General features: G+C 72.5%; 18 protein-coding genes and 1 pseudogene. 7 read left to right on the forward strand and 12 right to left on the reverse strand.

The features are described 5' to 3' along the window. Positions 1–64: 64 nt before the first annotated feature. Positions 65–1,519, forward strand: coding sequence for an MFS transporter (locus tag OKJ99_RS35835; protein WP_326022468.1), 1,455 nt, complete (start codon positions 65–67; stop codon positions 1,517–1,519). A 4-nt stretch (positions 1,520–1,523) separates the two neighbouring features. Next, entirely contained in the window at positions 1,524–2,129 is a 606-nt protein-coding gene (locus tag OKJ99_RS35840; protein WP_326022469.1) for a TetR/AcrR family transcriptional regulator, read from the forward strand. Here the strand turns inward: OKJ99_RS35840 and OKJ99_RS35845 are convergent. The 8 genes from OKJ99_RS35845 to OKJ99_RS35880 all read right to left on the reverse strand — a co-directional run bounded on the left by OKJ99_RS35845 (position 2,126) and on the right by OKJ99_RS35880 (position 11,385). Beyond that, positions 2,126–4,003, reverse strand: coding sequence for a DUF2264 domain-containing protein (locus tag OKJ99_RS35845; protein ID WP_326022489.1), 1,878 nt, complete (start codon positions 4,001–4,003; stop codon positions 2,126–2,128). The two genes, OKJ99_RS35840 and OKJ99_RS35845, sit on opposite strands and share 4 nt — an antisense overlap. Before the next feature lie 2 nt (positions 4,004–4,005). After that, positions 4,006–4,986: a hydroxyacid dehydrogenase gene (locus tag OKJ99_RS35850; protein ID WP_326022471.1), complete on the reverse strand. Its 981-nt coding sequence runs from the start codon at positions 4,984–4,986 to the stop codon at positions 4,006–4,008. A gap of 23 nt (positions 4,987–5,009) precedes the next feature. Continuing rightward, positions 5,010–5,873, reverse strand: coding sequence for a carbohydrate ABC transporter permease (locus OKJ99_RS35855; protein WP_326022472.1), 864 nt, complete (start codon positions 5,871–5,873; stop codon positions 5,010–5,012). Beyond that, entirely contained in the window at positions 5,870–6,853 is a 984-nt protein-coding gene (locus OKJ99_RS35860; protein WP_326022473.1) for a carbohydrate ABC transporter permease, read from the reverse strand. The genes OKJ99_RS35855 and OKJ99_RS35860 overlap by 4 nt, the downstream gene beginning before the upstream one ends. A gap of 29 nt (positions 6,854–6,882) precedes the next feature. Further along, complete coding sequence (locus tag OKJ99_RS35865; protein ID WP_326022474.1) at positions 6,883–8,226, reverse strand: ABC transporter substrate-binding protein; 1,344 nt, start codon at positions 8,224–8,226, stop codon at positions 6,883–6,885. Between the two features lie 103 nt (positions 8,227–8,329). Beyond that, the gene (locus OKJ99_RS35870; RefSeq protein WP_326022475.1) at positions 8,330–9,496 is read right to left on the reverse strand and encodes a substrate-binding domain-containing protein; all 1,167 of its coding nucleotides are present in this window, start codon (positions 9,494–9,496) and stop codon (positions 8,330–8,332) included. 312 nt (positions 9,497–9,808) lie between these two features. Continuing rightward, the gene (locus OKJ99_RS35875; protein ID WP_326022476.1) at positions 9,809–11,062 is read right to left on the reverse strand and encodes a cytochrome P450 family protein; all 1,254 of its coding nucleotides are present in this window, start codon (positions 11,060–11,062) and stop codon (positions 9,809–9,811) included. A gap of 74 nt (positions 11,063–11,136) precedes the next feature. Beyond that, positions 11,137–11,385: a hypothetical protein gene (locus tag OKJ99_RS35880; protein WP_326022477.1), complete on the reverse strand. Its 249-nt coding sequence runs from the start codon at positions 11,383–11,385 to the stop codon at positions 11,137–11,139. Positions 11,386–11,479: 94 nt separating this feature from the next. On the opposite strand from OKJ99_RS35880, the gene OKJ99_RS35885 reads away from it, so the two are divergent. Beyond that, entirely contained in the window at positions 11,480–12,226 is a 747-nt protein-coding gene (locus OKJ99_RS35885; protein WP_407700828.1) for an MgtC/SapB family protein, read from the forward strand. Between the two features lie 57 nt (positions 12,227–12,283). On the opposite strand, the gene OKJ99_RS35890 is transcribed toward OKJ99_RS35885, so the two are convergent. The 3 genes from OKJ99_RS35890 to OKJ99_RS35900 are packed head-to-tail and all read right to left on the reverse strand — an operon-like array spanning position 12,284 to position 17,339. Continuing rightward, the gene (locus tag OKJ99_RS35890; protein WP_326022480.1) at positions 12,284–14,050 is read right to left on the reverse strand and encodes an ABC transporter ATP-binding protein; all 1,767 of its coding nucleotides are present in this window, start codon (positions 14,048–14,050) and stop codon (positions 12,284–12,286) included. Beyond that, the gene (locus tag OKJ99_RS35895; protein ID WP_326022481.1) at positions 14,047–15,846 is read right to left on the reverse strand and encodes an ABC transporter ATP-binding protein; all 1,800 of its coding nucleotides are present in this window, start codon (positions 15,844–15,846) and stop codon (positions 14,047–14,049) included. Before OKJ99_RS35895 ends, OKJ99_RS35890 begins: the two co-directional genes overlap by 4 nt. 38 nt (positions 15,847–15,884) lie before the next feature. Next, the gene (locus tag OKJ99_RS35900; RefSeq protein ID WP_326022482.1) at positions 15,885–17,339 is read right to left on the reverse strand and encodes a cytochrome P450; all 1,455 of its coding nucleotides are present in this window, start codon (positions 17,337–17,339) and stop codon (positions 15,885–15,887) included. 142 nt (positions 17,340–17,481) lie between these two features. On the opposite strand from OKJ99_RS35900, the gene OKJ99_RS35905 reads away from it, so the two are divergent. The 4 genes from OKJ99_RS35905 to OKJ99_RS35920 all read left to right on the forward strand — a co-directional run bounded on the left by OKJ99_RS35905 (position 17,482) and on the right by OKJ99_RS35920 (position 20,450). Continuing rightward, positions 17,482–18,108, forward strand: a complete 627-nt coding sequence (locus OKJ99_RS35905) for a TetR/AcrR family transcriptional regulator (RefSeq protein WP_326022484.1) — start codon at positions 17,482–17,484, stop codon at positions 18,106–18,108. 84 nt (positions 18,109–18,192) lie between these two features. Beyond that, positions 18,193–18,648: a MarR family winged helix-turn-helix transcriptional regulator gene (locus tag OKJ99_RS35910; RefSeq protein ID WP_326022485.1), complete on the forward strand. Its 456-nt coding sequence runs from the start codon at positions 18,193–18,195 to the stop codon at positions 18,646–18,648. A gap of 8 nt (positions 18,649–18,656) precedes the next feature. Further along, positions 18,657–20,054 (forward strand): MFS transporter, encoded by a 1,398-nt coding sequence (locus tag OKJ99_RS35915; protein ID WP_326022486.1) that lies wholly within the window; start codon positions 18,657–18,659, stop codon positions 20,052–20,054. 18 nt (positions 20,055–20,072) lie between these two features. After that, entirely contained in the window at positions 20,073–20,450 is a 378-nt protein-coding gene (locus OKJ99_RS35920) for a nuclear transport factor 2 family protein (RefSeq protein ID WP_326022487.1), read from the forward strand. A gap of 6 nt (positions 20,451–20,456) precedes the next feature. On the opposite strand, the pseudogene OKJ99_RS35925 reads toward OKJ99_RS35920, so the two are convergent. Then, a pseudogene (locus OKJ99_RS35925) lies at positions 20,457–20,576 on the reverse strand (slipin family protein); the annotation flags it as partial.

Below are 20,576 nucleotides of genomic sequence, written 5' to 3' on the forward strand. Positions count from 1 at the left end.
ACTGATTCACCGAACTGGTGAACAGGAGAACAGGAGACATGTGAATCCCGCCCCGATATCGGCGATGCGACCGTATTCGCCGAGGCCCGGCTCCGCGCGCGAACGGCTCGCCGTGCCCGTGCTCGCCTTCGGCGGCATCCTCATGGCGGTCATGCAGACCGTCGTCGTCCCGCTCCTGCCCGACCTGCCGCGGCTGACCGGCGCCTCGCCCGCCGCCGTGTCCTGGATGGTCACCGCGACCCTGCTCGCCGGAGCCGTCCTCACCCCGGTCCTCGGCCGCGCCGGCGACATGTACGGAAAGCGGCGCGTACTGCTGGGCGCGCTCGCCCTGATGACCGCCGGCTCGGTGCTGTGCGCCCTGACCTCCGACATCCACCTGCTCATCGCCGCCCGCGCGATGCAGGGCGCCGCGGCCGCCGTCGTGCCGCTCTCCATCAGCATCCTGCGCGACGAACTCCCGCCCCACCGCACCGGATCCGCCGTCGCCCTGATGAGCTCGACGGTCGGCATCGGCGCGGGGCTCGGCCTGCCACTGGCCGCGCTCATCGTCCAGTACGCCAACTGGCACGTCATGTTCTGGGCGACCAGCGCACTCGGCGCGCTCGGCCTCGGCCTCGCCTGGTGGGCGGTGCGCGAGTCACCCGTCCGCTCCCCGGGCCGCTTCGACGCGCTCGGCACCCTGGGCCTCACCGCGGGCCTCGTCTGCCTGCTGCTCGGCGTCTCCCAGGGCGGCCAGTGGGGCTGGGGGAGCCCCACCGTGCTCGGCCTGTTCGCGGGCGCCGTCGTGGTCCTCGGCCTGTGGACATGGCAACAACTGCGCACCGAGCGGCCCCTGGTGGACCTGCGCCTGGCCGTCGGCCGCCGGGTCGGGCTGCCGCACCTCGCCGCGCTGCTCACCGGCTTCGCCTTCTACGCCAACTCGCTCGTCACCGCACAACTCGTGCAGGCCCCCGTCGCCACCGGCTACGGCCTCGGCCTGTCCATCGTCGCCACCGGCCTGTGCATGCTGCCCAGCGGTGTCATCATGCTGCTCTTCTCGCCGGTCTCGGCCCGTATCTCCGCCGCGCGCGGCCCCCGGATCACGCTCGCCATCGGCGGCGTGGTCCTCGCCCTCGGCTACGCGGTCCGCATCGTCGACAGCACCGACCTGTGGGTGATCCTCGTCGGCGCCGCCGTCGTCTCGACCGGCACCACCCTCGCGTACTCCGCGCTGCCCACGCTGATCCTGCGCGCCGTCCCGGCCGACGCGACGGCCTCCGCCAACGGCGTCAACGTCCTCATGCGCACCATCGGACAGGCCGTGTCCAGCGCCGCCGTCGCCGCCGTACTGGTCCACCACACGACCCGGATCGGCGGCGCCGACGTCCCGTCCCTGCACGGCTATCAGCTGGCCTTCGCCATGGCGGGTACGGTCGCCGTGATAGCCGCGACAGTGGCCCTGGCCGTCCCCTCCGACGGCACGCCGGGCCGCGCCGTCACGGGCGCACCGGCCCCGGTACCCACCGCGAAGGGGGCGTGAGGCGATGACCGCGGCCCACACCGACGAGCGGCGGCCCGGCACCGGCAGGCGCGACGCCGAGGTGACCAAGGCCGACATCGTCAAAGCGGCCCGGCACCTGCTCGCCCGGCACGCGCACGGCGACATCACCCTCAAGGCCGTCGCCGACCGGGCCGGGGTCAGCCCGCCGCTCGTCCTCAAGTACTTCGGCAACAAGGACGCCCTGTTCTCCCGCGTCATGAACTTCGAGGCCGACGTGGACTCCTTCCTCGACGCGCCGCTGCACGACCTGGGCCGCCACATGGTCCGCCACGTCCTGACCGGCCAGGCCGAGCGGGGCAGCGACCCGATCCTGCGCATCGTATTCGCCCCGCTCCACGGCGAGCAGGGCGACATCCTGCGCACCAACTTCCGCGCACAGGTCTGCGAACGGCTGGCGGAGCGCCTGCCCGGCGACGACGCCGCCCTGCGCGCGGAACTCGCCGTGTCCCTGCTGCTGGGGCTCGGCGTCATGTACGGCATCGCCCGCGGCCCGCACGTGCGGGCCGCGGACATCGAGACGGTCGTCGACCGCTACGCCCCCGCGGTGGACGCCCAGTTGGCGGCGCCGCGAACCGAAGACGCCTCCTAGCCGTGCTGAACGTGCGGAGGCTCGAACCCGACGACGGTCCGCGCACCGTCGGCCCAGCGCACCGTCAACTCCCGGTCCAGGAGGGCGACATCGGCCACGGCGTCCGCCAGCGGCGTGTTCGGCTGCTCCGCGCCGAGTGCGGCCAGCGCCACGAACACCGCCGTCCCCTCCACGTCCGCCGCGAGGCGCGGCACCCGCACCCACGGCTCGTACGCCGTGCCCTGCGGCGCGCGCACCTCATCCCGCCGATCCCAGCCGTGCAGGCCGACCAACTCCGAGTGCAACGCGTCCGTGGCCCAGCCGGTGAGCGTCACCCGCGCACCGTGCGGGGCACCGACCACCCGGTGCACCCGCAGCTCGTACGCACCGCGCGCCACGGTCACGCTCTCCACACGCAGCCCCGGCACCATCGGCGGACCCGAGGCGAACACCGGCCGGTGCCAGGACGCCGCCCAGCCCCAGCCGTCGCCCTGGCCCGCCCCCAGCGGGTGGATGCGGCGCCGCACGCTGCCGACGCCGCCGCACTCGACGGAGAGATGGTTGTCCGCCGGGTTGGCCTTGGACGTGGGACCGGTGTGCGTGGAGTAGGCCTGGTGGCTGTAGAGCGCGTCCTCGTCGGATGCGGACTCGCCCTCGAACGGACGGACGTGGTCACTGCCGTGGTTGTGCAGCCGGACGATCCCGTCCGCCTGCGTGGACTGCACCAGCAGGCCCGGCGCGGGCAGCGCGAGCACCCGGTCCGGGCCCTCGCTCGGCGCCGCCTCCTCGGTCGCCGTCCACAGCGGATCGTCCTCGCCCGCCAGCAGCGCGACGAAGCCCTTCGACGCCCAGTACGGGGACGCCGGGCCCGAGTAGTACTGCAGCGTCGCGTCGTGCGGGCCGTGCCAGCCGAGACTGAGCAGACCCTCGTCCGTGACCCCGCCACGGTCCAGGAAGTAGCGCAGGTTCCCGCTGATCAGACGGCGTGACGCGCCCGGGGACAGCGGCGTGTGCCCGGTGACCGCGCCGATGCCGACGGCCGCCGACGCCGCGAACCGGTAGGTGAGCGAACGCCCGAAGTGGATCGGTGCCCCGTCGCCGCCGAAGAGCAGCGAGAAGCTCTCCAGGTGCTCGCGCAGCCGCGGACCCACCCGCTCCGACAGGGCGGAGTCGCCCGTCAGATGCGCGTGCAGCATCGGGTACAGGTGCAGCGCCCACCCGTTGTAGTGGTCGAAGGCCCGCCCGTCGCCGTCGCGGTACCAGCCGTCGCCCTCGTACCAGGTCTCCATCAGCTCAAGGGCCCGCTGAATGGCGCGCGTCGTCGCCCCGTCGGACCGGCCGACGGACTCCAGGAACGAGGCCACCATGAACGGGAACAGGTACCAGTTGTTCGGCGCCGGTGTGTGCGTGATCGCGCCGCGCAGCCACTTCTCCGCCCGGTCCTGCACGTCGCCGTCGAGCCGGTCCCACAGCCACGGGCGGGTCAGCGACAGGCCGAGCGCCACCGAGGCGGACTCCACCATCGGCTGGCCCTGTATGTGGTGGTCGAGGATCAGCGGCCAGGACTCGGCGTCGTCGCGCCCCGGCGTGCGGGTGCCCGCCGCGAGGCCGCCCGCGTACCGCTCCAGCCAGCCGTGCGGGTCCTTGCCCTGCGCGCCCGCGACCCGGAAGCCGGCCGACAGGAACGTACGGGCATAGCCCTCGAGACCGTCCGAGCGGACACCGGACCCCGAGGGGCGGCCCGGCAGGTCGAGCAGCGCGCCCTCGGGCGTCGCCCACCGCCAGGCCGCCCCGAGCAGCCCGTCGGCGACGGCCTCCCAGTGCGCGCGGGTGAAGCCGGTGTGCGGGCTCAACTCCCGGTCTTCGGCGGGGAGATCGAACGGGGTGGTGTTCATGCTCATGCGAGGAACGCCAGCCTTTCGCGTCGTACGGGATGGGCGAAACCGTCGCCCGCGGCCCAGCGCGTGACCTCGCCGACCGCGGTGTCGGCGAGGCGCTGCCACTCGGCGCCCTGGGAGCCGGCCAGATGGGGGGTGATCAGCGCGTTCGGGCAGTTCCACAGCGGGTGGTCCGCGGGCAGCACCTCCGGGTCGGTGACGTCGAGAACCGCGCGGACGCGGCCCGCGCGGACCACGTCGGTCAGGGCGTCCTGGTCGACGACGGCGCCGCGTGCGGTGTTGATGAGCGTGGCGCCCGGCCGCATCGAACTCAGCAGCTCCCTGCTGACCAGGCCGGTCGTGGTGGGCAGCAGCGGCGTGTGGACGCTCAACAGGTCGCTGCGGGTGAAGAGTTCGGGCAGCGTCACCGGTTCCGCGCCGAGCTCCTTCGCCTCCTCGTCGGAGACGTACGGGTCGTGCAGCAGCACCTCGAAGTCGAAGGGGCGCAGCAGTTCGATGACCCGGCGGCCGATGAGCGAGGCGGACAGGATGCCCACCGTGCGACGGTAGTTGCCCACCTCGTGCGAGGTGAGCAGCCAGTCGCCGCGCTCGCGCTCGCGCCGGAAGTCGCGGGCCCGTTCCAGGACGTGCTTGCCGTGCAGCAGGATCATCGCGAGGGTGTACTCGGCGACCGGCAGCGCGTTGGCCGCGGCGGCGGAGGACACCGCGATGCCGCGCTCCCAGCAGGCGTCGGTGACATGCCCGCGCACCGAACCGGCCGAGTGCACCACGGCCTTGAGCGCGGGCGCCGCCGCCAGCACGTCGGCGTCGAGCGGCGGGCAGCCCCAGCCGGTGACGAGCACCTCGACGTCGGCGAGCACCTCCTTCGCCCGCGCCGCCGTCAGATCGTCGAGCACGGGCAGCGGCGCGAGCTCGCAGACCTCGGTGAGCGCGGCCATGGACCGCGGCGTGAACACGGCCGCCGCGGCCTGGGGGGACATGGCCAACGCCACGCGGGGCCTGCTCACTTGACCGCCCCCGCCGTGAGGCCGGACCGCCAGAACCGCTGGAGGAAGACGAACGCGAGGACGAGAGGGAGGACCGCGAGGAGCGAGCCCATGATCACCACCGGGTAGTACTCGGGTGAGACGGTCGCCTGGCTGTTCCACTGGAACAGGCCGAGGCTGACGGGATACAGATCTTGGTTGGACAGCATGACCATCGGCAGGAAGAAGTTGTTCCAGATCGTGGTGAGCTGGAAGAGGAAGACGGTGACCAGGCCGGGCCCCAGCATCCGCAGCGCGACCTTGAAGTACGTCGCGAGTTCGCTCGCGCCGTCGACGCGTGCGGCCTCCAGGACCTCGTTGGGTACGTAACCCTGGGCGAAGATGCGGCCGAGGTACACGCCGAACGGGTTGAACAGGACCGGGATGAACACGGACCAGAAGGTGTTCACGATGCCGGCCGCCGACGCGATGAGGTACAGCGGCAGCGCGAGCACCGTCTGCGGCACCATGACCGCGGCCAGCACCAGGCCGAACAGCTTCTCCTTGTGCCGGAAGTGGTACTTGTCGAAGGCGTAGCCGCAGGCGACGCTGATCAGTGCGCCGATCGCCGCGCCCACGACCGCGTACAACAGACTGTTGCCGTACCAGCGGCTGTAGAGGCCGCCGTCCATCGCGAACAGGTCCTTGAGGTTCTGCAGCAGAGAGAAGTCGCTGAAGGACAGGATGCTGCTGCTGAACAGGGCGTCGCGGGACTTGGTCGAGGCGAGGACCAGCCACAGGACCGGCAGCAGCGTGTAGAGAACGGAGATCGCGACGACGACGTTGACCGTCGCGCGCCCCAGCGTCCGGGGGCGAAGGAGGGTGGAGTCGGTGGGGCTCATCGGGCGTCCTCCTCGGCCGAGTTGACGCGGTTGGTCCAGCGGGTGACCCCGTAGGAGACCGCGATGGTGATGATCAGCAGGATCACCGAGGCGGCGGCCGCGAGCGAGTAGTTGTTGCGGCTGAAGGCCGCGTCGTAGATGTACATGCTCGGCGAGAACCGGGTGTCCACCATCTGCGAGGACTGGTGCAGCAGCATGGGTTCGGTGAACAGCTGCAGCGCCCAGATCAGCGTGAACATCGCGACCATGACCACGGATGAGCGCACCAGCGGCGTCTTCACCTGCAGCGCGGTGCGCACCGGCCCCGCACCGTCGACGACGGACGCTTCCAGGACCTCACGGGGGACCGCCTGCAGAGCCGCGTAGAAGATGACCATGTTGTAGCCGAGGTTCGACCACAGGGCGATGTTCACGATCGACGGCAGCGTGGTGTGCAGACCGAGGAAGTCGATGGTGATGTCGGCCTTGCCGAGTGCCTCGACGACCGGGCTGATGCCCGGCGTGTAGAGGTACAGCCAGATCAGGGCGGCGATGATGCCGGGCACCGCGTGCGGCAGGAACAGGCCCAACTGGGCCCAGGACCGCAGTCGTACGACACCGGAGTCGAGCAGCAGCGCCAGCGTGAGCGAGCCGATCACCATCAGCGGGATGTAGATCACGCAGTACAGCGCGACCGTGCCGAGCCCGGACAGGAACGTCGGGTCGGTGATCACTGCGGCGTACGAGCGCAGGCCCACGAAGACGCTGCGCTCGGGGCCGAAGCCGAGGCCCGGTTGATCGTCGCTGAAGAAGCTCATCCACACCGCGGTGCCGACCGGGATCAGGAAGACCAGCGTGAGCAGGACGAAGAACGGTGCCATCAGGACGCCGGCCGCACCGCCGCGGCGACGTTTGGCCGCCCGCTGTGCCTTGCGCGCGGCGTGGCCTCCTGCCTTCAGTGGGGCGGACGGGGCCGTGGGGGCATGGGTTGTCGCGGTCATGGGTCACCTGCCTTTCGGGGTGCGGGCGTTCACGTGGAACGGGTGGTGGTCTTGAGGCCGAGCGCCTTCAGATCGGGCATGGTGCCGTCCTGCGCGGCGCGCGCGGCGGTCAGGAGGGTGCCGGAACCGGCGCCCGCACGGGCGAAGGCGTCCTGCATGACATAGCCGGTCGCGGTCATGCGCGGACCCCAGACCCAGCCGTCGCGGATCTTGTGCGCCTCGTCCTCGAAGAGCCGGTAGATGTCCTGCCCGCCGTAATAGGCCTCGTCGAACGCCTTGCTGCCGACCGGGATCAGATCGCTGACCGTCGGGTACTGGCTGCTCGCGCCGCTGGACAGGCGGGCCTTGAGGGCGTCGGGGTGCGACACCTGCCACTCGATGAACTCCATGGCGGCCTCGGGCTGCTTGCAGTCCTTGGTGACGGCGAACGTGGAGCCGCCATGGGTGCCGAGGGACGGCTTGTCCGGAGTCCACTGGGGCAGCGGTGCGATGCGCCACTGGCCCTTCTGCTCGGGGTGCGCGTTCATCTGCGCGCCCGCGTCCCAGGCCCCGCTGAGCCGCGTCAGGACCAGGCCCGTGCCGATCTGCGCGTCGGCGATGCGGGCGCTGGAGGCGTTGGTGTAGACGAGTCCCCCGTCGATGAGGCGCTGCCAGTACGCGGCGACCTTCCGGGTCGGGGCGTCCGCCATGGAGACGTTCCACGCGCCGTGCGAGGTGTCGAACCACTGGGCGCCCGCCTGGCAGGACCAGGCGGCGAACTGCGTCATCCCGTCGGTGGGGAACAGCGTGATCCTGCGACCGCCGCCCGTGCGCCGCACCTTGCGCGCCAGATCCGCGAACTCGTCCCAGGTGACGGGGACGTCGAAGCCGAACTTGTCGAAGAGGTCCTTGCGGTAGTGCATCACCATCGGCTCGACGTCCAGCGGCACGCTGTAGGCGTGCCCCTCGAAGGTGGTCAGGCCGAGCGCCTGCGGAAGCAGCTTGCGGCGCAGCTTGTCGCTGATGAGCTCGGTGATGTCGCGCGTGACACCGTCGATGGCGAAGCCCGGCAGCTGGGGGTACTCGATGGTGGCGACATCGGGGGCGTTGCCCGCGCGCGCCGCGTTGCTGAGTTTCAGATAGCCGCCCTGCGTGCCGGACGGGACCTGCTGGTAGTCGACCTGGATGTGATCGTGCGTCTTGTTGAACTCGTCCACCACTTCCTGGCTGCCGCGAAGGGCGGACCAGAAGGTGATGGTCGTCTTGCCTGTCCTGCGTGAACTAGGGCTTGCCGACGCCGCGCTGTCGTTCCCACTGCAGGCGCTCAGGGCGCCCGTCAGGGGCAGCGCGGTGATCGCGGCGAGCACCGATCGACGGCTCTGTCGACCAGGCATGGGCGCCTCCCGCGGCTCCTGCGTGTTCGAGTCACGGGAATCCTGATCGGTTCACGGGATCCGGTCAATAGACCGATCAGAAGAAAATGAAACGATCAAACGCTCAGTGTGCGGCGGGAGTTGAGGGCAGCGGGTCGCGATACGGGGCGGAACGGGTGGAACCGCGCACCTTGAGCGTCGGCAGCAGCTCGGCCCGGTGTGCGGGGCCGGCGGCCGCGCCCCGGCCCAGGCGGCGCAGCAGCAGCTCGGCCGCCGCCCGGCCGACCTCCGCCTTCGGCGGGGACACGGCCGTCAGCGGAGTGCTGCCCAGCCCGGCGACCACGTCGTCGTACGCGATCGCGGAACAGTCCTCAGGGACGCGCACCCCCGCGTCACGCAGCGACTGGACGAGCATCAGCGCGTCGACGTCGCCGTGCAGCAGGGCGCCCGTGGCCCCCAACTCATCCAACAGGCGGGGCAGTTCGAGCGGCTTCTCCGCAGGCTCCGCCGACGGCTCGGGAACGGCTCCGGGGGAGCTGAGGGCGACCGCCCACTTGTCGACCTGCGGATGGTCCGCCGCGATCTCCGTGAACGCGGCGCGCACCGCGCGCGCCGTCGGGCTGTCGTCGCGCGCCGCGAGCACGATACGGCGGTGGCCGAGGCCCGTGAGGTGCTCGACGGCGAGGTGGACGCCGTACCAGTGGTCGGTGCACACCGTGTCCACGCCGTGCAGCGCGCTGCCCCTGCGCGGCCTGCGCTCCATCACCACCGTGGGCACGTCGACCCGCGCGAGCCAGGCGTAGTCGGCCTCCTCGGTGGCGAGGCTGCGCCAGCGCGGGGCGATCAGGAGGCCGCGGGCCCCGTCCGCCAGCGCCCGCTCCACGAGGGGCTGTTCGGCGCCCGGCGCGGCGGGGGCGATGTGCAGGGCGATCCGGACCCCCGCCTCCTCGAACGCGGTGCGCGCGCCGTGCAGCATCTCGTACAGGTACGCGTGCCGCTCGGGGACGACGACGGCGACGGGGCCGCCGTCCGGGCCGGGGCCGGAGGCCGACGCCGGGGTCTCGCTCTGCTCCTGTCGCCGGTCGTGGCCCTCGTCCTGCTCCGGCAGGATCGGGCGGGCGATGCCGTGGCCGCGGCGCAGCTTGCCCGCGCGTGCGAGCTCCTCCACGTCGCGGCGGAGCGTCACCACCGACACCGCGAGCTCCGTGGCCAGATCGCTGACCCGCGTCGCGCCGCGCGCCTGCACGGCGGCGAGGATCCGCTGCCGCCTGAGATCGACCGGTTCGCGCATGCTGATGGCCCCCTCGTGTCCCGCTGGTCCTGCTGTTCGTTTGAGCGTTTCGCTGAACGCTTCGGCCGAGCATAACCAGCGGGGCGCGTCGGACGTCAGCCCTCCGCAGGATTGGGCTCCGGCGGCTACGTGATCGAGGACGAGGGTGAAGTGCTGGTCGTGGGCCTCGGGAGCGGAGGCGTCGGTGGGCGGCTCGGTGCGCGTGCGCTCACCGTCGGCAGCGGCCGTGAGCGTATGACCGCTGAGGGTGATCCGGCAGGCGCGTGACGGGCGGGACCGGCGTTCCGTGGTGGGGGTCAGCCGTGACGGGCGTCAGCCGTGGCGGGCGTCCGGGCCCGGACGCACCGGGAGTTCGCGGACGCTGTTGCCCACGAAACTGGCGTTCACCGGCAACTCCTCCTCGCGAACGGCCAGGTCGAGCGCGGGGAACCGGGCGAACAGGCGCTCCAGGGCCACCGTGGCCTCAAGTCGGGCCAGCGGGGCGCCCAGGCAGTAGTGCGCCCCGTGCCCGAGCGAGAGGTGCCGGCCCGGCGGGACGCGCGTGACGTCGAAGCGGTCGGCGTCCGGGCCGTGCGCCGCCGGGTCGCGGCCCGCGCCCGAGTAACCGGCGAGCACGGGCGTGCCCTTCGGTATCAGCGTGCCGTCGACCGTGAGGTCCCGCGTCGGGTAGCGGAACGGGAAATAGCTGACCGGGCTGTCCCAGCGCAGCGTCTCCTCCACGACATCCGCCCAGCCCGCCGCGCCGTCGCACACCAGGTCCAGCTGCTCGCGGTGGGCACAGAGTGCGCGCACCGCGTTCGTGATCAGGTTCAGCGTCGTCTCGTGCCCGGCGACGAGGAACAGGATGAGCGTGCCGATCAACTCCTCGCGACTGAGCCGGTCGCCGTCCGCCTCATGCGCCGCGAGCAGAGCGCTGGTCAGATCGTCGCCCGGCTCCCGCTCGCGGGAGGCGACCACCTGGGCCAGCACCGACACCATCTCCCGGTTGGCGGCCACGGCTCTTTCCGGCTCGATGTTCGTGGCCACGACGTCGTTCGACAGTCGGTGCAGCAGCTCCCTGAACTCCGCGTCCACGCCGAAGAGTTCGCAGATCACACCCATGGGCAGCGGCAGCGCGAAGTGCGCGCGCAGATCGGCCACGCCGTCCCCGGACCGCGCCGCAGCGGCCAGCCCGTCCAGCAGCTCGTCCGTCAGCGCCTCCACCCGCGGCCGCAGCGCGTCGACCCGCCGCGCCGTGAACGCCCGGCTCACCAGGGACCGCAGCCGCCGGTGGTCCTCGCCGTCGGCCGTCGTCATCCCGCGCACCGTCGCGAACGTCCGCAGCGGCCACCCCTCGGGTATCCGGCCCTCGGCGAGCGCCGCGAAGTGCCGGGAGTCCTTGGCGACATCGCTGTGCCCGAGGAACTCCTTCAGCGCCTCGTGGCCCAGCACGAGCATGCCCCGCACGTCATCGGGCAGCACCACGGCGGCCACCGCGCCGCCCTCCCGCAATCGGGCGTTGCGCGCGTGCGGGCAGCCGCCGGACGGGTCGATGCGGTGCGGCGGGTCCGAGGAGACAGTGCTCATATCGTGCTCCTTGCAAGCCAGAGGACAACCGATGCACCGGACCACGACCGACACACCGCATGCGGATCACGATGCTAGGGCGACTCGGCCTCCTGGCCCAGCCCGTAGATCCGCTCGAGCAGCCATGCCTCGTTGCCCGCGAGGCCCGCCCTGCTCAGCGCCTCGTCGGCCTCGGCGATCGGCACGGTGAGCACCGCCGCCGTGGCCGGTGACTCGGATGAGGAGAGCGCCGCGCGTGCCGTGTGCATGAGGCGCAGGCAGGCCTGCGCCGCGGCCAACTCGGGGTTCATGGTCAGCTGTCCGTGATTCCTGGTCCCGTTCATGACTCCACTCTTGCGCATGGGTCTGACAATCCCGCCGAGCCGACGCGGGACTACCCTCGGGAAGATCAACCCGATGGAGAGGAGGGTCCCGCTCTTGTCGTCCCCGCTCGCGTTCTCCCTGTTCGACCCGGCCGCCGGGCAAGGCCTGCGGCAGCTCGCCGAGTTGGGCCTCGCTCTGGTGCTCTCCACGCTGATCGGGGCGGAGCGCGCCGTCCAGCAGAAGAGTGCCGGGCTGCGCACGCACACCCTCGTCGGCGTGGGAAGCGCGCTGTTCATGGAGGTGTCGCAGCACGGGTTCAACTCCGTGCTCGGCATGGATGGCGTGTCGTTCGACCCGTCACGCGTCGCCGCGCAGATCGTGTCCGGCATCGGCTTCATCGGCGGCGGCCTCATCTTCGTGCGGCGCGACGCGGTGCGCGGACTGACCACCGCGGCGACCGTCTGGCTGACGTGTGCCATAGGGATGGCCTGCGGTGGCGGCCTGCCGCTGCTCGCGTTCTCCGCGACCGCCTGTCACTTCCTGGTCGTGCGCGGCTATCCCTGGCTGACGCGGCGCGTGCCGGCCCTGGGCACGGAGCGGCGTTCGGGCCTGCACCTCGCCTACCGGGTCGGCTCCAGCGTCCTCACCCGTGTCCTGGAGGAGTGCACGAGCCGCGGGTTCCGGGTCGTCGAGCTGCGGGGCGGCAGCGCCGACTGGGAGCCGGGCCGGGTCCGGACCGGGACGATGGCCGTACGCATGGAGATCGAGGGAGCGTCCGACGTGCCCGAACTCGTGGCCGTGCTAGCGGAGTTGGACGGGGTGCTGGATGTGGCGTCGCTGGCGGCGGCGCCGGACGAGTAGCCCGGCGAGCCCCACGCCCGCCAGGACGCTGGTCCGGCGGGCGTGGGGCTCCCCGGCCTACGTCGGCGTCCCGTGCCACGACCGCCACAGCGCCGCGTACGCGCCGTCCGCCTCCACCAGTTCCGCGTGCGGGCCGAGTTCGGTCAGCCGGCCGTCCTCCATGACCGCGACCCGGTCGGCGTCGTGCGCCGTATGGAGGCGGTGGGCGACGGCGATGACGGTGCGGCCGTGCAGCACCGCCGCGAGGGCCCGTTCGGTGTGGCGGGCCGTCGTCGGGTCGAGCAGGGCGGTCGCCTCGTCGAGGACCACGGTGTGCGGGTCCGCCAGCACCACGCGGGCCAGCGCCAGCTGCTGCGCCTGCGGGCCTTCGAGGTGCAGGGCGCCGGCGCCGAGTTCCGTGTCCAGGCCCTGGGGGAGTGCGTCCGCCCAGTCGTCGGCGCCGACCGCCGCGAGCGCCGCGCTCAGCTGCGCGTCGTCCGCCTCCGGCGCCGCGATGCGCAGGTTGTCGCGGACCGAGCCGAGGAACACGTGGTGCTCCTGGGTGACCAGGACGATGTGACGGCGCAGCTGTTCGGGCGCGAGCGCGGTGACCGGGACGCCACCGACGTCGACCGTCCCGGTGCGCGGTGCGTCGATCGCCGCGAGGAGTTTGCTCAGGGTGGTCTTGCCCGCCCCGGACGGGCCGACCACGGCGAGCCGTTCGCCCGCCCGCACGGTCAGGTCCACCCCGAGGACGACATCGCCGCCGCCCTCGTACGCGTAGTGCACCGAGCGGAGCCGGATGGCGTCGCCGCACGGGACGGCCTCCTCGCACGCGGGCGCGCGTGGCGGTGCCCCGGCGAGCCCTCCGATGCCCTCGACGCGGGCGAACGAGGCGCCGCTGCTCTGCAGTTGCTCCACCCAGAACAGGATCGTGTCCAGCGGCCCCGACAACTGGCGCAGATACAGGGCGCACGTGACGATCGCGCCGAGGCTCACACCGCCGTGCGCGTGCAGGGTGCCGCCCACAAGGAGGACGGCGGCGACCGGCAGGGCGTACGAGAAGTCGACCGAGGGAAACAGCACGCTACGTAGGGACAGGGTGCGCATACGCGCGCGGTAGCTGTGCCGGATGCCCCGCTCGCAGGCCTCGATGCGCTGCTCCTGGAGGCGGAAGGCCTCGACGGTGCGGGCCCCCGACGCCGTCGCCGCGAGCTGCTCGGCGAGGTGCGAGTCGGCCTCGCCCTGGGCGAGATACGCGGCGCGGGCCCGGCGCAGATACCAGCGCACCGCCACCGGGATGCCTGCCAGGCAGCACAGGGAGACCAGGCCGAGCACGGGCTCGACCACGACGACGGCGCCCGCGAGGAACACGACCTGTGCCGCCGACACGAACACGTCGGGGCCCGCGTCGCGCAGCGCGCTCGCGACGGCCGCCACGTCGTTCGTGCCCCGGTTCGTGAGGTCTCCGGGCCCTGCCCGGTCGACCACGGAGGCGGGAAGCCCGAGCGCCCGGTCCACGAAGCGGTCCCGCACCCGTGCCGCGACCCGCTCCCCGAACCGGTGCCCCACCAGGCGCGCCCAGCGCAGGAGCAGGAGTTGGGCCACGGCGCAGCACAGGATCACCAGCGCCGCCCGGTCGACGTGCGTCACGCTGGTGCCGCCCCGCACATCGTCGACGATCCGCCCGAGCAACCAGGGCCCCACGATCCCGGCGCCCGCCGCGAGGCAGTTGAGCACCAGCGCCGAGGCGAAGGCGCGCCGGTCCGTACGGACGAGTTCGAGGGCGGCGCGACGCACGGTGGCGCGGTCGGCGACGGGGAGGGAGAAGCGGGGAGCGCTCATGACTCGGCCCCCGTAGCAGGCACGGATCCCGGTCCCGGGACGGTCCCCGGTTCCGGGACGGTCCCCGGTTCCGGGGCAGCGTCCGTGCCGCGTGCCACCAAGCGCCGGTACTCCTCGTCGTGGGCCAGCAGTTCGCGGTGGGTACCCGTGGAGCGGACCGTGCCGTCGTGCAGGAAGCACACCTCGTCCGCCCGGTCGAGCAGGAGCGGGGACGTGCCCGTGACCACCGTGGTGCGGTCGCGACGCGCCGCCCGGAGCCGGTCGGCCGCGCGTGCCTCCGTGTGGGCGTCTAGGGCCGATGTCGGTTCGACGGCGAGGAGGATCTCGGGGTCGGCGAGCAACGCCCGTGCCAGGCGCACCCGTTGACGCTGGCCGCCGGAGAGGTTGCGCCCCTGGGCGAGGAGTTCGGCGTCCGTGCCGCCCGGCAGGTCGTCGGCCGCGGCCGCGTGCAGGGCGGCCGCCACCGCCGTGTCGTCCGGGGTGTGCCGCCCCGCGACCGCCTCGCGCACCGTCCCCGCGAACAGATCCGCCTCGGGCGCCGCGAGCAGGATCCGGCGCCGCACCTCCGCCAGGTCCACCGCATCCAACGCGGCGTCACCCCAGGTGGCCAACGTCGGCGCGAACTTGCCCAGCCGGTCGACCACGGCCGCCGCCTCGCCGGGCCGCGCCGACACCAGCGCCGTGAGCCGCCCCGGCGTCACCGTCACCCCGGACACCGGATCGTGCAGCGCAGCGCCCTCGGGCGGGCCCGGAACGGGGGAGCGGTGCCCGTCCGACTCGGGCTCCAGGGCCAGGAACCGCAGCACCCGCCGCGCCGCGACGAGCCCCCGCCCCAGGTCGTAGCCGCCCTCGATGAACGCCTCGACCGGCACGACCAGCATCGCCACATACCCGTAGACGGCCACCAACTCGCCGATGGACAGCTCTCCTTGGGCCGCCATCCGGGCGCCGAGCCACGTCACGACGGCGAGGAAGACCGCGGGAAGGCCGACGGCGAGCGCCTGGATCCAGCTGATCACGCGCGCCACCCGGTACCCCTCCTCGCGCAGCCCGGCCGTGTCCTGCCGCAGCCGCCCCGCGTACACGTCCTTGCCACCGAGCCCGGCGAGCACCCCGAGCCCGCCGACGAGGTCGGCGAGCCGCGACGCCAGCACACCCTGCCGTTCCCGGTAGCCGGACTCGGCGCCCTGCAGCCGTGTGAGCAGCGGCCCGAGCGCGCCCGCGAGCAGCGGCACACCGAGCAGGATCACCGCCGCGAGCAGCCCCGAGATCGACAGGAGCAGCCCGGCCACCACCGCGTAGGCGACGACCGCGCCGACACCGGGGCCCGCGATCGTCAGCGTCTGGCTGATGCGCTGGACGTCGCCGACGCCGATCGTGACGACCTCACCCGCCGCGACGCGCCGCGGCAGCGCGGCCCCCAGCACGGTGGCGTGCCGCGTGACGAGCCGCGTCGTACGGAAGGTGGCATCGAGGCGTACCCGCGTCATCGTGCGGTGCCGCATGATCGCGAGCCACGCGTTGACCGCGCCGAGGGCGACGAGGACGCCGCACCACCCGTACAGCGCGCGGGAGTCGCCCGCCCGCAGCCCGTCGTCGACGGCGCGCGACAGGACGTAGGGCGGGAGCGCGAGCCCCACCATCCACAAGCTGCCGAACAGTGCGCCCGCGGCGACGCGACCGCGTTGGCGCGCGATGAGCCAGACCAAGTACCTTGCCGGTCCGCGCAGTTCGGGCACACCGGGATCGACGTGGGAGGGGCTGCCGTCGGGGAGGTCCATGGTGGTGGCACTCATTGACGCACCCTATGCGGGGCGTCGGAGCACCGGGTGGATCACCTACGGGTCAGGTGCAGCCGCAGGCCGCGCGGCATCAGCGTCAGGCGCTCCGTGATCGCGAGCCGGTAGTCGGGCTCGGGTCGCAGGTCGTAGCGGCGCAGCAGCAGGCCGAGCACCAGCGTGGCCTCGTGCAGCGCGAACTGGCGGCCGATGCAGGCGCGGGCGCCCGTGCCGAACGGCTTGAAGACATGGGCGGGCCGGGCGCGGACCGCCTGCGGGGTGAACCGCTCCGGGTCGAAGGATTCCGGGTCCTCGCCCCACGCGGCGGTGTCGCGGTGCAGCATCGTCGTCAGGACCAGCGCCCACGCGCCGCGCCGCATCGGGTGTGTGCCGCCGAGCGTGGTGTCCGCGAGCGCCTCGCGCGCGAAGGCCGGCGCGGTCGGCCACAGCCGCAGCGACTCGTCCAACACCCGCCGCAGATAACGCAACTTGGCGACCTGCTCGTACGCGGGTACGTCGGCGTCGCCCCAGACACGGTCGACCTCGTCGCGCGCCTTGGCCAGCACCTCGGGGTGCTGCGCGAGGTAGTGCAGCGCGAAGGACAGCGCGCCCGACGTCGTCTCGTGCCCGGCCACCAGGAACGTGATGACCTGGCGGCGGATGTTCTCCGGCGAGAGCCGCTCGCCGGTCTCCGGATGCGACACCTCCAGCATCCGGTCGAGCAGGTCACCGGGCCCGCCGTCGGAGGCGCGGCGCGCCGCGACCACCTCGTCGACCGTGTGGTTGAGATACGCGCGGTCCGCGGCATTGCGCTTCTCGGCGCCGCGCAGCAGCACGGACGACAGGAGCGGAGGCACGACGTTGCGGCGCTGCGCGAACGTCAGGGCGCCGACCATCGCCGTGACGAACGGATGCGGCCGCTCACGCTCGAAGGACCCGAAGTCGTGCCCGAACCCGGTCCGGGAGATGGTCTCCAGGGTCAGCTTGGTCATGTCGGCGGGTACGTCGACCGGCTTGCCCGCGGCCTCGCTCGTGTCCCAGGAGGCCATCAACTGCCCGGCCACGTCCAGCATCAGCGGGTGGTAGCCCGCCATCGCGTCGCGGCTGAAGCCCGGCGCCAGAATGTCGTGCGCCAGCTGCCAGTTGGGCTCGTGGTTGTACGCGGTGAACAGGCCGTCGCCCGCCATCGGACGCAGATTCGCGACGCCGAGCCCGACGTGCTTGGCGAACCGCGACTCGTCGGCGAGCTCCGCCGCGAGGTCCGCGCCCGCCACGAACACGATCTCCTTGCCGAACCCCTTGCGCCGGAAGATCGGCCCGAGCTCGGCGGCGAGCTTCATCGAATCCTGCAGCGGGGAGCGGACGTTGGCGCCGACCACGTCGCCGATGAACGGGACCCGGCGCGATGGACGCGGGATGCGGTCCAGGCGTGGCCACCCCTGCTCGGCACTGCGAAAACCTCGCGGCAGCGGGGTTCCCGCGGCCTGTGTCACCTGCGGCGTCGTCGTCATCGTGCCCATCTCCCTTGCGACGATGCCCCGTTGGAGCACCCCGACCACACTGTTAGACGTGGATTCAATAACGCGGCACAGTCTGATCCTGTTATTGAACTCACGTCAAGTAAGGAGCGGTGTGTCCAGTAGGGTGCGCCCCATGACCAGGGAGCGAGGGGGAGCGACGGCGCCGGGGGAACGCACCCGGCGCAGGCTCAGCACGCAGGAGCGCCGCGAGCAACTGCTCGCCGTGGGCGCCAGGCTGTTCGCACAGGCCCCCTACGGCGACGTATGGATCGAAGAGGTCGCGGAGATCGCCGGAGTCTCGCGCGGGCTGCTGTACCACTACTTCCCGAACAAGCGGGACTTCTTCGCCGCCGTCGTGCAGCGCGAGAGCCAACGCATGCTGCGCCTGACGGCTGCCGTGCCCGGCATCCCCGTCCGCGACCAGCTCGGCACGGGCCTCGACACCTTCCTCGAGTACGTCGCCACGCACGCGCACGGCTTCCGCGCCTTCCACCGCGCCGAGGCGGCGGGCGACCCGGCCGTGCGCGCGGCCTACCAGGAGGGGCTCGCCGCGCACGAGGAGCAGATCATGGCCACCCTCGCGGCGGACCCGCACATCGCCGACCGGCTCCCCGCGCCGGACGTGCTGCGGCTCGCCGTGCGCGGCTGGCTCGCGTTCCTCGTCGCCGTCTGCCTCGACTGGCTCGACGCCTCGCGGCTCACGCGGGAGCAGGTCCGGGACCTGTGCGCGCGGGCGCTTGTGGGTGCGATCGGCCTGTGACGGTCCCGAGGGCCGCGGATGTGCACCCCAGAGAGTCATAAGGATAACTTGCAAGGCTTCCTGTCTACCTCGTACGGTGGCCGCATGTCAGGAACGCAGTCAGCCGCAGGGGACGAGCCGCCCACCCAGCAGGTCGCCGCCGACCTCGCCACCGTCGTCGGCCGGCTCTCGCGCCGGCTGCGCACCGCGTCGCCGGACAGCCTGCTCACGCCCACCCAGCGCACCGTCCTCGCCCGCCTGGAGAGCGAGGGCCCCGACACGACCGCGGCGCTCGCCCGCGGCGAGTACGTACGGCCGCAGTCCATGCGGCTCACGCTCGGCGCGCTGGAGGAACAGGGCTTCGTGGCCCGCGAACCGGACCCGAACGACGGGCGGCAGTCCGTCGTGTCGATCACCGACAGCGGACGCGCCACCCTGGACGCCGTCCGGGCCGCCAAGCACGGCTGGCTCACCCAGGCGCTCACCGAAGAACTCGACGCCGCCGAGCGGCGCACCCTCGCCGAGGCCACCGCGCTCCTCGAACGGCTGGTGCGCAAGTGACACAAGGCGTGGGAGGCCAAGCCGTCGTCACCGCCGAAGGCGAGGCTCCCGCGCGGCAGGAGGGGTTCCGGGCCCGGCTCACCGCGCCCCTGCTCCTCGGCTCGGTGCTCAACCCGCTCAACACCACGATGATCTCCACGGCCCTGGTGGCCATCGGGCACGACTTCGGGATCGGCGCCGCCGACACGGCCTGGCTGATCTCCGTCCTCTACCTGGCGAGCGCCGTCGCCCAGCCCGTGCTCGGCAAGCTCGCCGACACCCTCGGCCCGCGCCGCGTGTTCCTCGCGGGCCTCGTCGTCGTGTGCATCTCCGGGATCGTCGGAGCCCTCGCCCCCGCCTTCGGCTGGCTCATCGTCTCCCGGCTCCTCCTCGGCATCGGCACCTCCGCCGCCTACCCGGCCGCGATGGCCGTACTGCGCGACGAGGGCCGCCGGGTGGGCCGCCGCCCGCCGCGCCCTGTCATGGCCCGCCTCTCCTTCGCTGCGCTCGGCAGCGCGGCGGTCGGCCCGACGCTGGGCGGACTGCTCGTCATGGTCGTCGGCTGGCGCGGCATCTTCGCGGTCAACGTTCCGGTGGCGGCGATCGCGTTCGCCGCCGCCCTGCTGTGGATCCCGCGCGACCCTCCGCGCTCCACGGACGGGGAGCCGGCACCGCGCGCCGCCCTCGACCCCCTCGGCATCGGCCTGTTCACCACCGCCCTCACCGTCCTCGTCTTCTTCCTGCTCGACCTGTCCGACCCCATGTGGTGGCTGCTCGCGCCCTTCGCCGCGCTCAGCGCCGTACTGGTGTGGTGGCAGCTGCGCAGCAAGGCACCGTTCATCGACATGCGCATGCTCGCCGGGAACGGCCCGCTGGCCCGCACCTACCTCCGGCACGGCCTGAGCTATCTGCTCATCTACTGCGTGATGTACGGCTTCACCCAGTGGCTGGAGGAGGGCCGCGGCTTCTCCTCCGGGCACACCGGCCTCCTGATGCTGCCGATGTCGCTCACGGCGCTGGTGTGCTCGCTGCTCGGCGCCCGCACGAAGGGCATCCGCGCTCCGCTCATCACCGCGTGCGTGCTGCTCACCGCGGGCGCGGGGCTGCTTGTGTTCCTCGACGGCGACACACCGCTGGCGCTGTTGCTGCTCGCGGGCGCGTGCTTCGGCATCCCGCAGGGGTTCGTCGGCACCTGCAACCAGGCCGCCGTCCAGGAGCACGCCCCCGCCGCCGACATCGGCTCCGCCGCGGGACTCCAGCGCACCGCCCAGTACATCGGCGCCATCACCGCGTCGAGCCTGATCGCCCTCGCGTACGGGCAGCGCGCCAGCGACAGCGGCCTGCACCTCATGGCCGGTGTCTCGGTCGTCCTCGGCGTCCTCCTGGCGATCCTGACGGTGACGGACCGGGCGCTGCGCCGGAGTTGAGGTCGGCATAATGCGCGCATGGATCATGTGACCGCGCGGACGTTCGTCGACTCCTGGGTGACGGCGTGGAACGCGCACGACCTGGACGCCCTGCTGGCCCACTTCACGGACGACGTGACGTTCAGCTCCCCGGTGGCCGCGCAACTGCTCGGCGGTGACGGCGTCATGCGCGGCAAGGACGCGCTGCGCGCCTACTGGACGGAAGGGCTGCGCCGCATCCCCGACCTGCGGTTCGAGGTGGTGGGCAGCTACGTCGGTGTGAGCAGCGTGGTGATCAACTACCGCAACCAGAAGGGCGGTCTGGTCAACGAGGTGCTGATCTTCGACGGCCCGCTCGTCGCCGAGGGCCACGGCACCTACCTCGGCGAGGATGCCAACCCGGCCGGAGCCCACTGAGCCTGTTCAGGAGGCCGGCGGCTGCGGCTGCGGCTGCTGCGCCCGCTCCAGGAAGCGCAGCAGCTCGACCGGGAAGGGCAGCACCAGCGTGGAGTTCTTCTCGGCCGCGACCGCCACCACGGTCTG

It is taken from the genome of Streptomyces endophyticus (genome assembly GCF_035798155.1).
Classification (GTDB): domain Bacteria; phylum Actinomycetota; class Actinomycetes; order Streptomycetales; family Streptomycetaceae; genus Streptomyces; species Streptomyces endophyticus.

Excerpts from the sequence above, each read along its gene's own strand:
- OKJ99_RS35875 (WP_326022476.1), bottom strand. The coding sequence starts at position 11,062 with ATGAGCACTGTCTCCTCGGACCCGCCGCACCGCATCGACCCGTCCGGC.
- OKJ99_RS35905 (WP_326022484.1), top strand. The coding sequence starts at position 17,482 with ATGACCAGGGAGCGAGGGGGAGCGACGGCGCCGGGGGAACGCACCCGG.
- OKJ99_RS35880 (WP_326022477.1), bottom strand. The coding sequence starts at position 11,385 with ATGAACGGGACCAGGAATCACGGACAGCTGACCATGAACCCCGAGTTG.
- OKJ99_RS35850 (WP_326022471.1), bottom strand. The coding sequence starts at position 4,986 with ATGTCCCCCCAGGCCGCGGCGGCCGTGTTCACGCCGCGGTCCATGGCC.
- OKJ99_RS35855 (WP_326022472.1), bottom strand. The coding sequence starts at position 5,873 with ATGAGCCCCACCGACTCCACCCTCCTTCGCCCCCGGACGCTGGGGCGC.
- OKJ99_RS35895 (WP_326022481.1), bottom strand. The coding sequence starts at position 15,846 with ATGAGTGCCACCACCATGGACCTCCCCGACGGCAGCCCCTCCCACGTC.
- OKJ99_RS35865 (WP_326022474.1), bottom strand. The coding sequence starts at position 8,226 with ATGCCTGGTCGACAGAGCCGTCGATCGGTGCTCGCCGCGATCACCGCG.
- OKJ99_RS35890 (WP_326022480.1), bottom strand. The coding sequence starts at position 14,050 with ATGAGCGCTCCCCGCTTCTCCCTCCCCGTCGCCGACCGCGCCACCGTG.
- OKJ99_RS35870 (WP_326022475.1), bottom strand. The coding sequence starts at position 9,496 with ATGCGCGAACCGGTCGATCTCAGGCGGCAGCGGATCCTCGCCGCCGTG.
- OKJ99_RS35900 (WP_326022482.1), bottom strand. The coding sequence starts at position 17,339 with ATGACGACGACGCCGCAGGTGACACAGGCCGCGGGAACCCCGCTGCCG.
- OKJ99_RS35910 (WP_326022485.1), top strand. The coding sequence starts at position 18,193 with ATGTCAGGAACGCAGTCAGCCGCAGGGGACGAGCCGCCCACCCAGCAG.
- OKJ99_RS35835 (WP_326022468.1), top strand. The coding sequence starts at position 65 with ATGCGACCGTATTCGCCGAGGCCCGGCTCCGCGCGCGAACGGCTCGCC.
- OKJ99_RS35840 (WP_326022469.1), top strand. The coding sequence starts at position 1,524 with ATGACCGCGGCCCACACCGACGAGCGGCGGCCCGGCACCGGCAGGCGC.
- OKJ99_RS35845 (WP_326022489.1), bottom strand. The coding sequence starts at position 4,003 with ATGAACACCACCCCGTTCGATCTCCCCGCCGAAGACCGGGAGTTGAGC.
- OKJ99_RS35860 (WP_326022473.1), bottom strand. The coding sequence starts at position 6,853 with ATGACCGCGACAACCCATGCCCCCACGGCCCCGTCCGCCCCACTGAAG.
- OKJ99_RS35920 (WP_326022487.1), top strand. The coding sequence starts at position 20,073 with ATGGATCATGTGACCGCGCGGACGTTCGTCGACTCCTGGGTGACGGCG.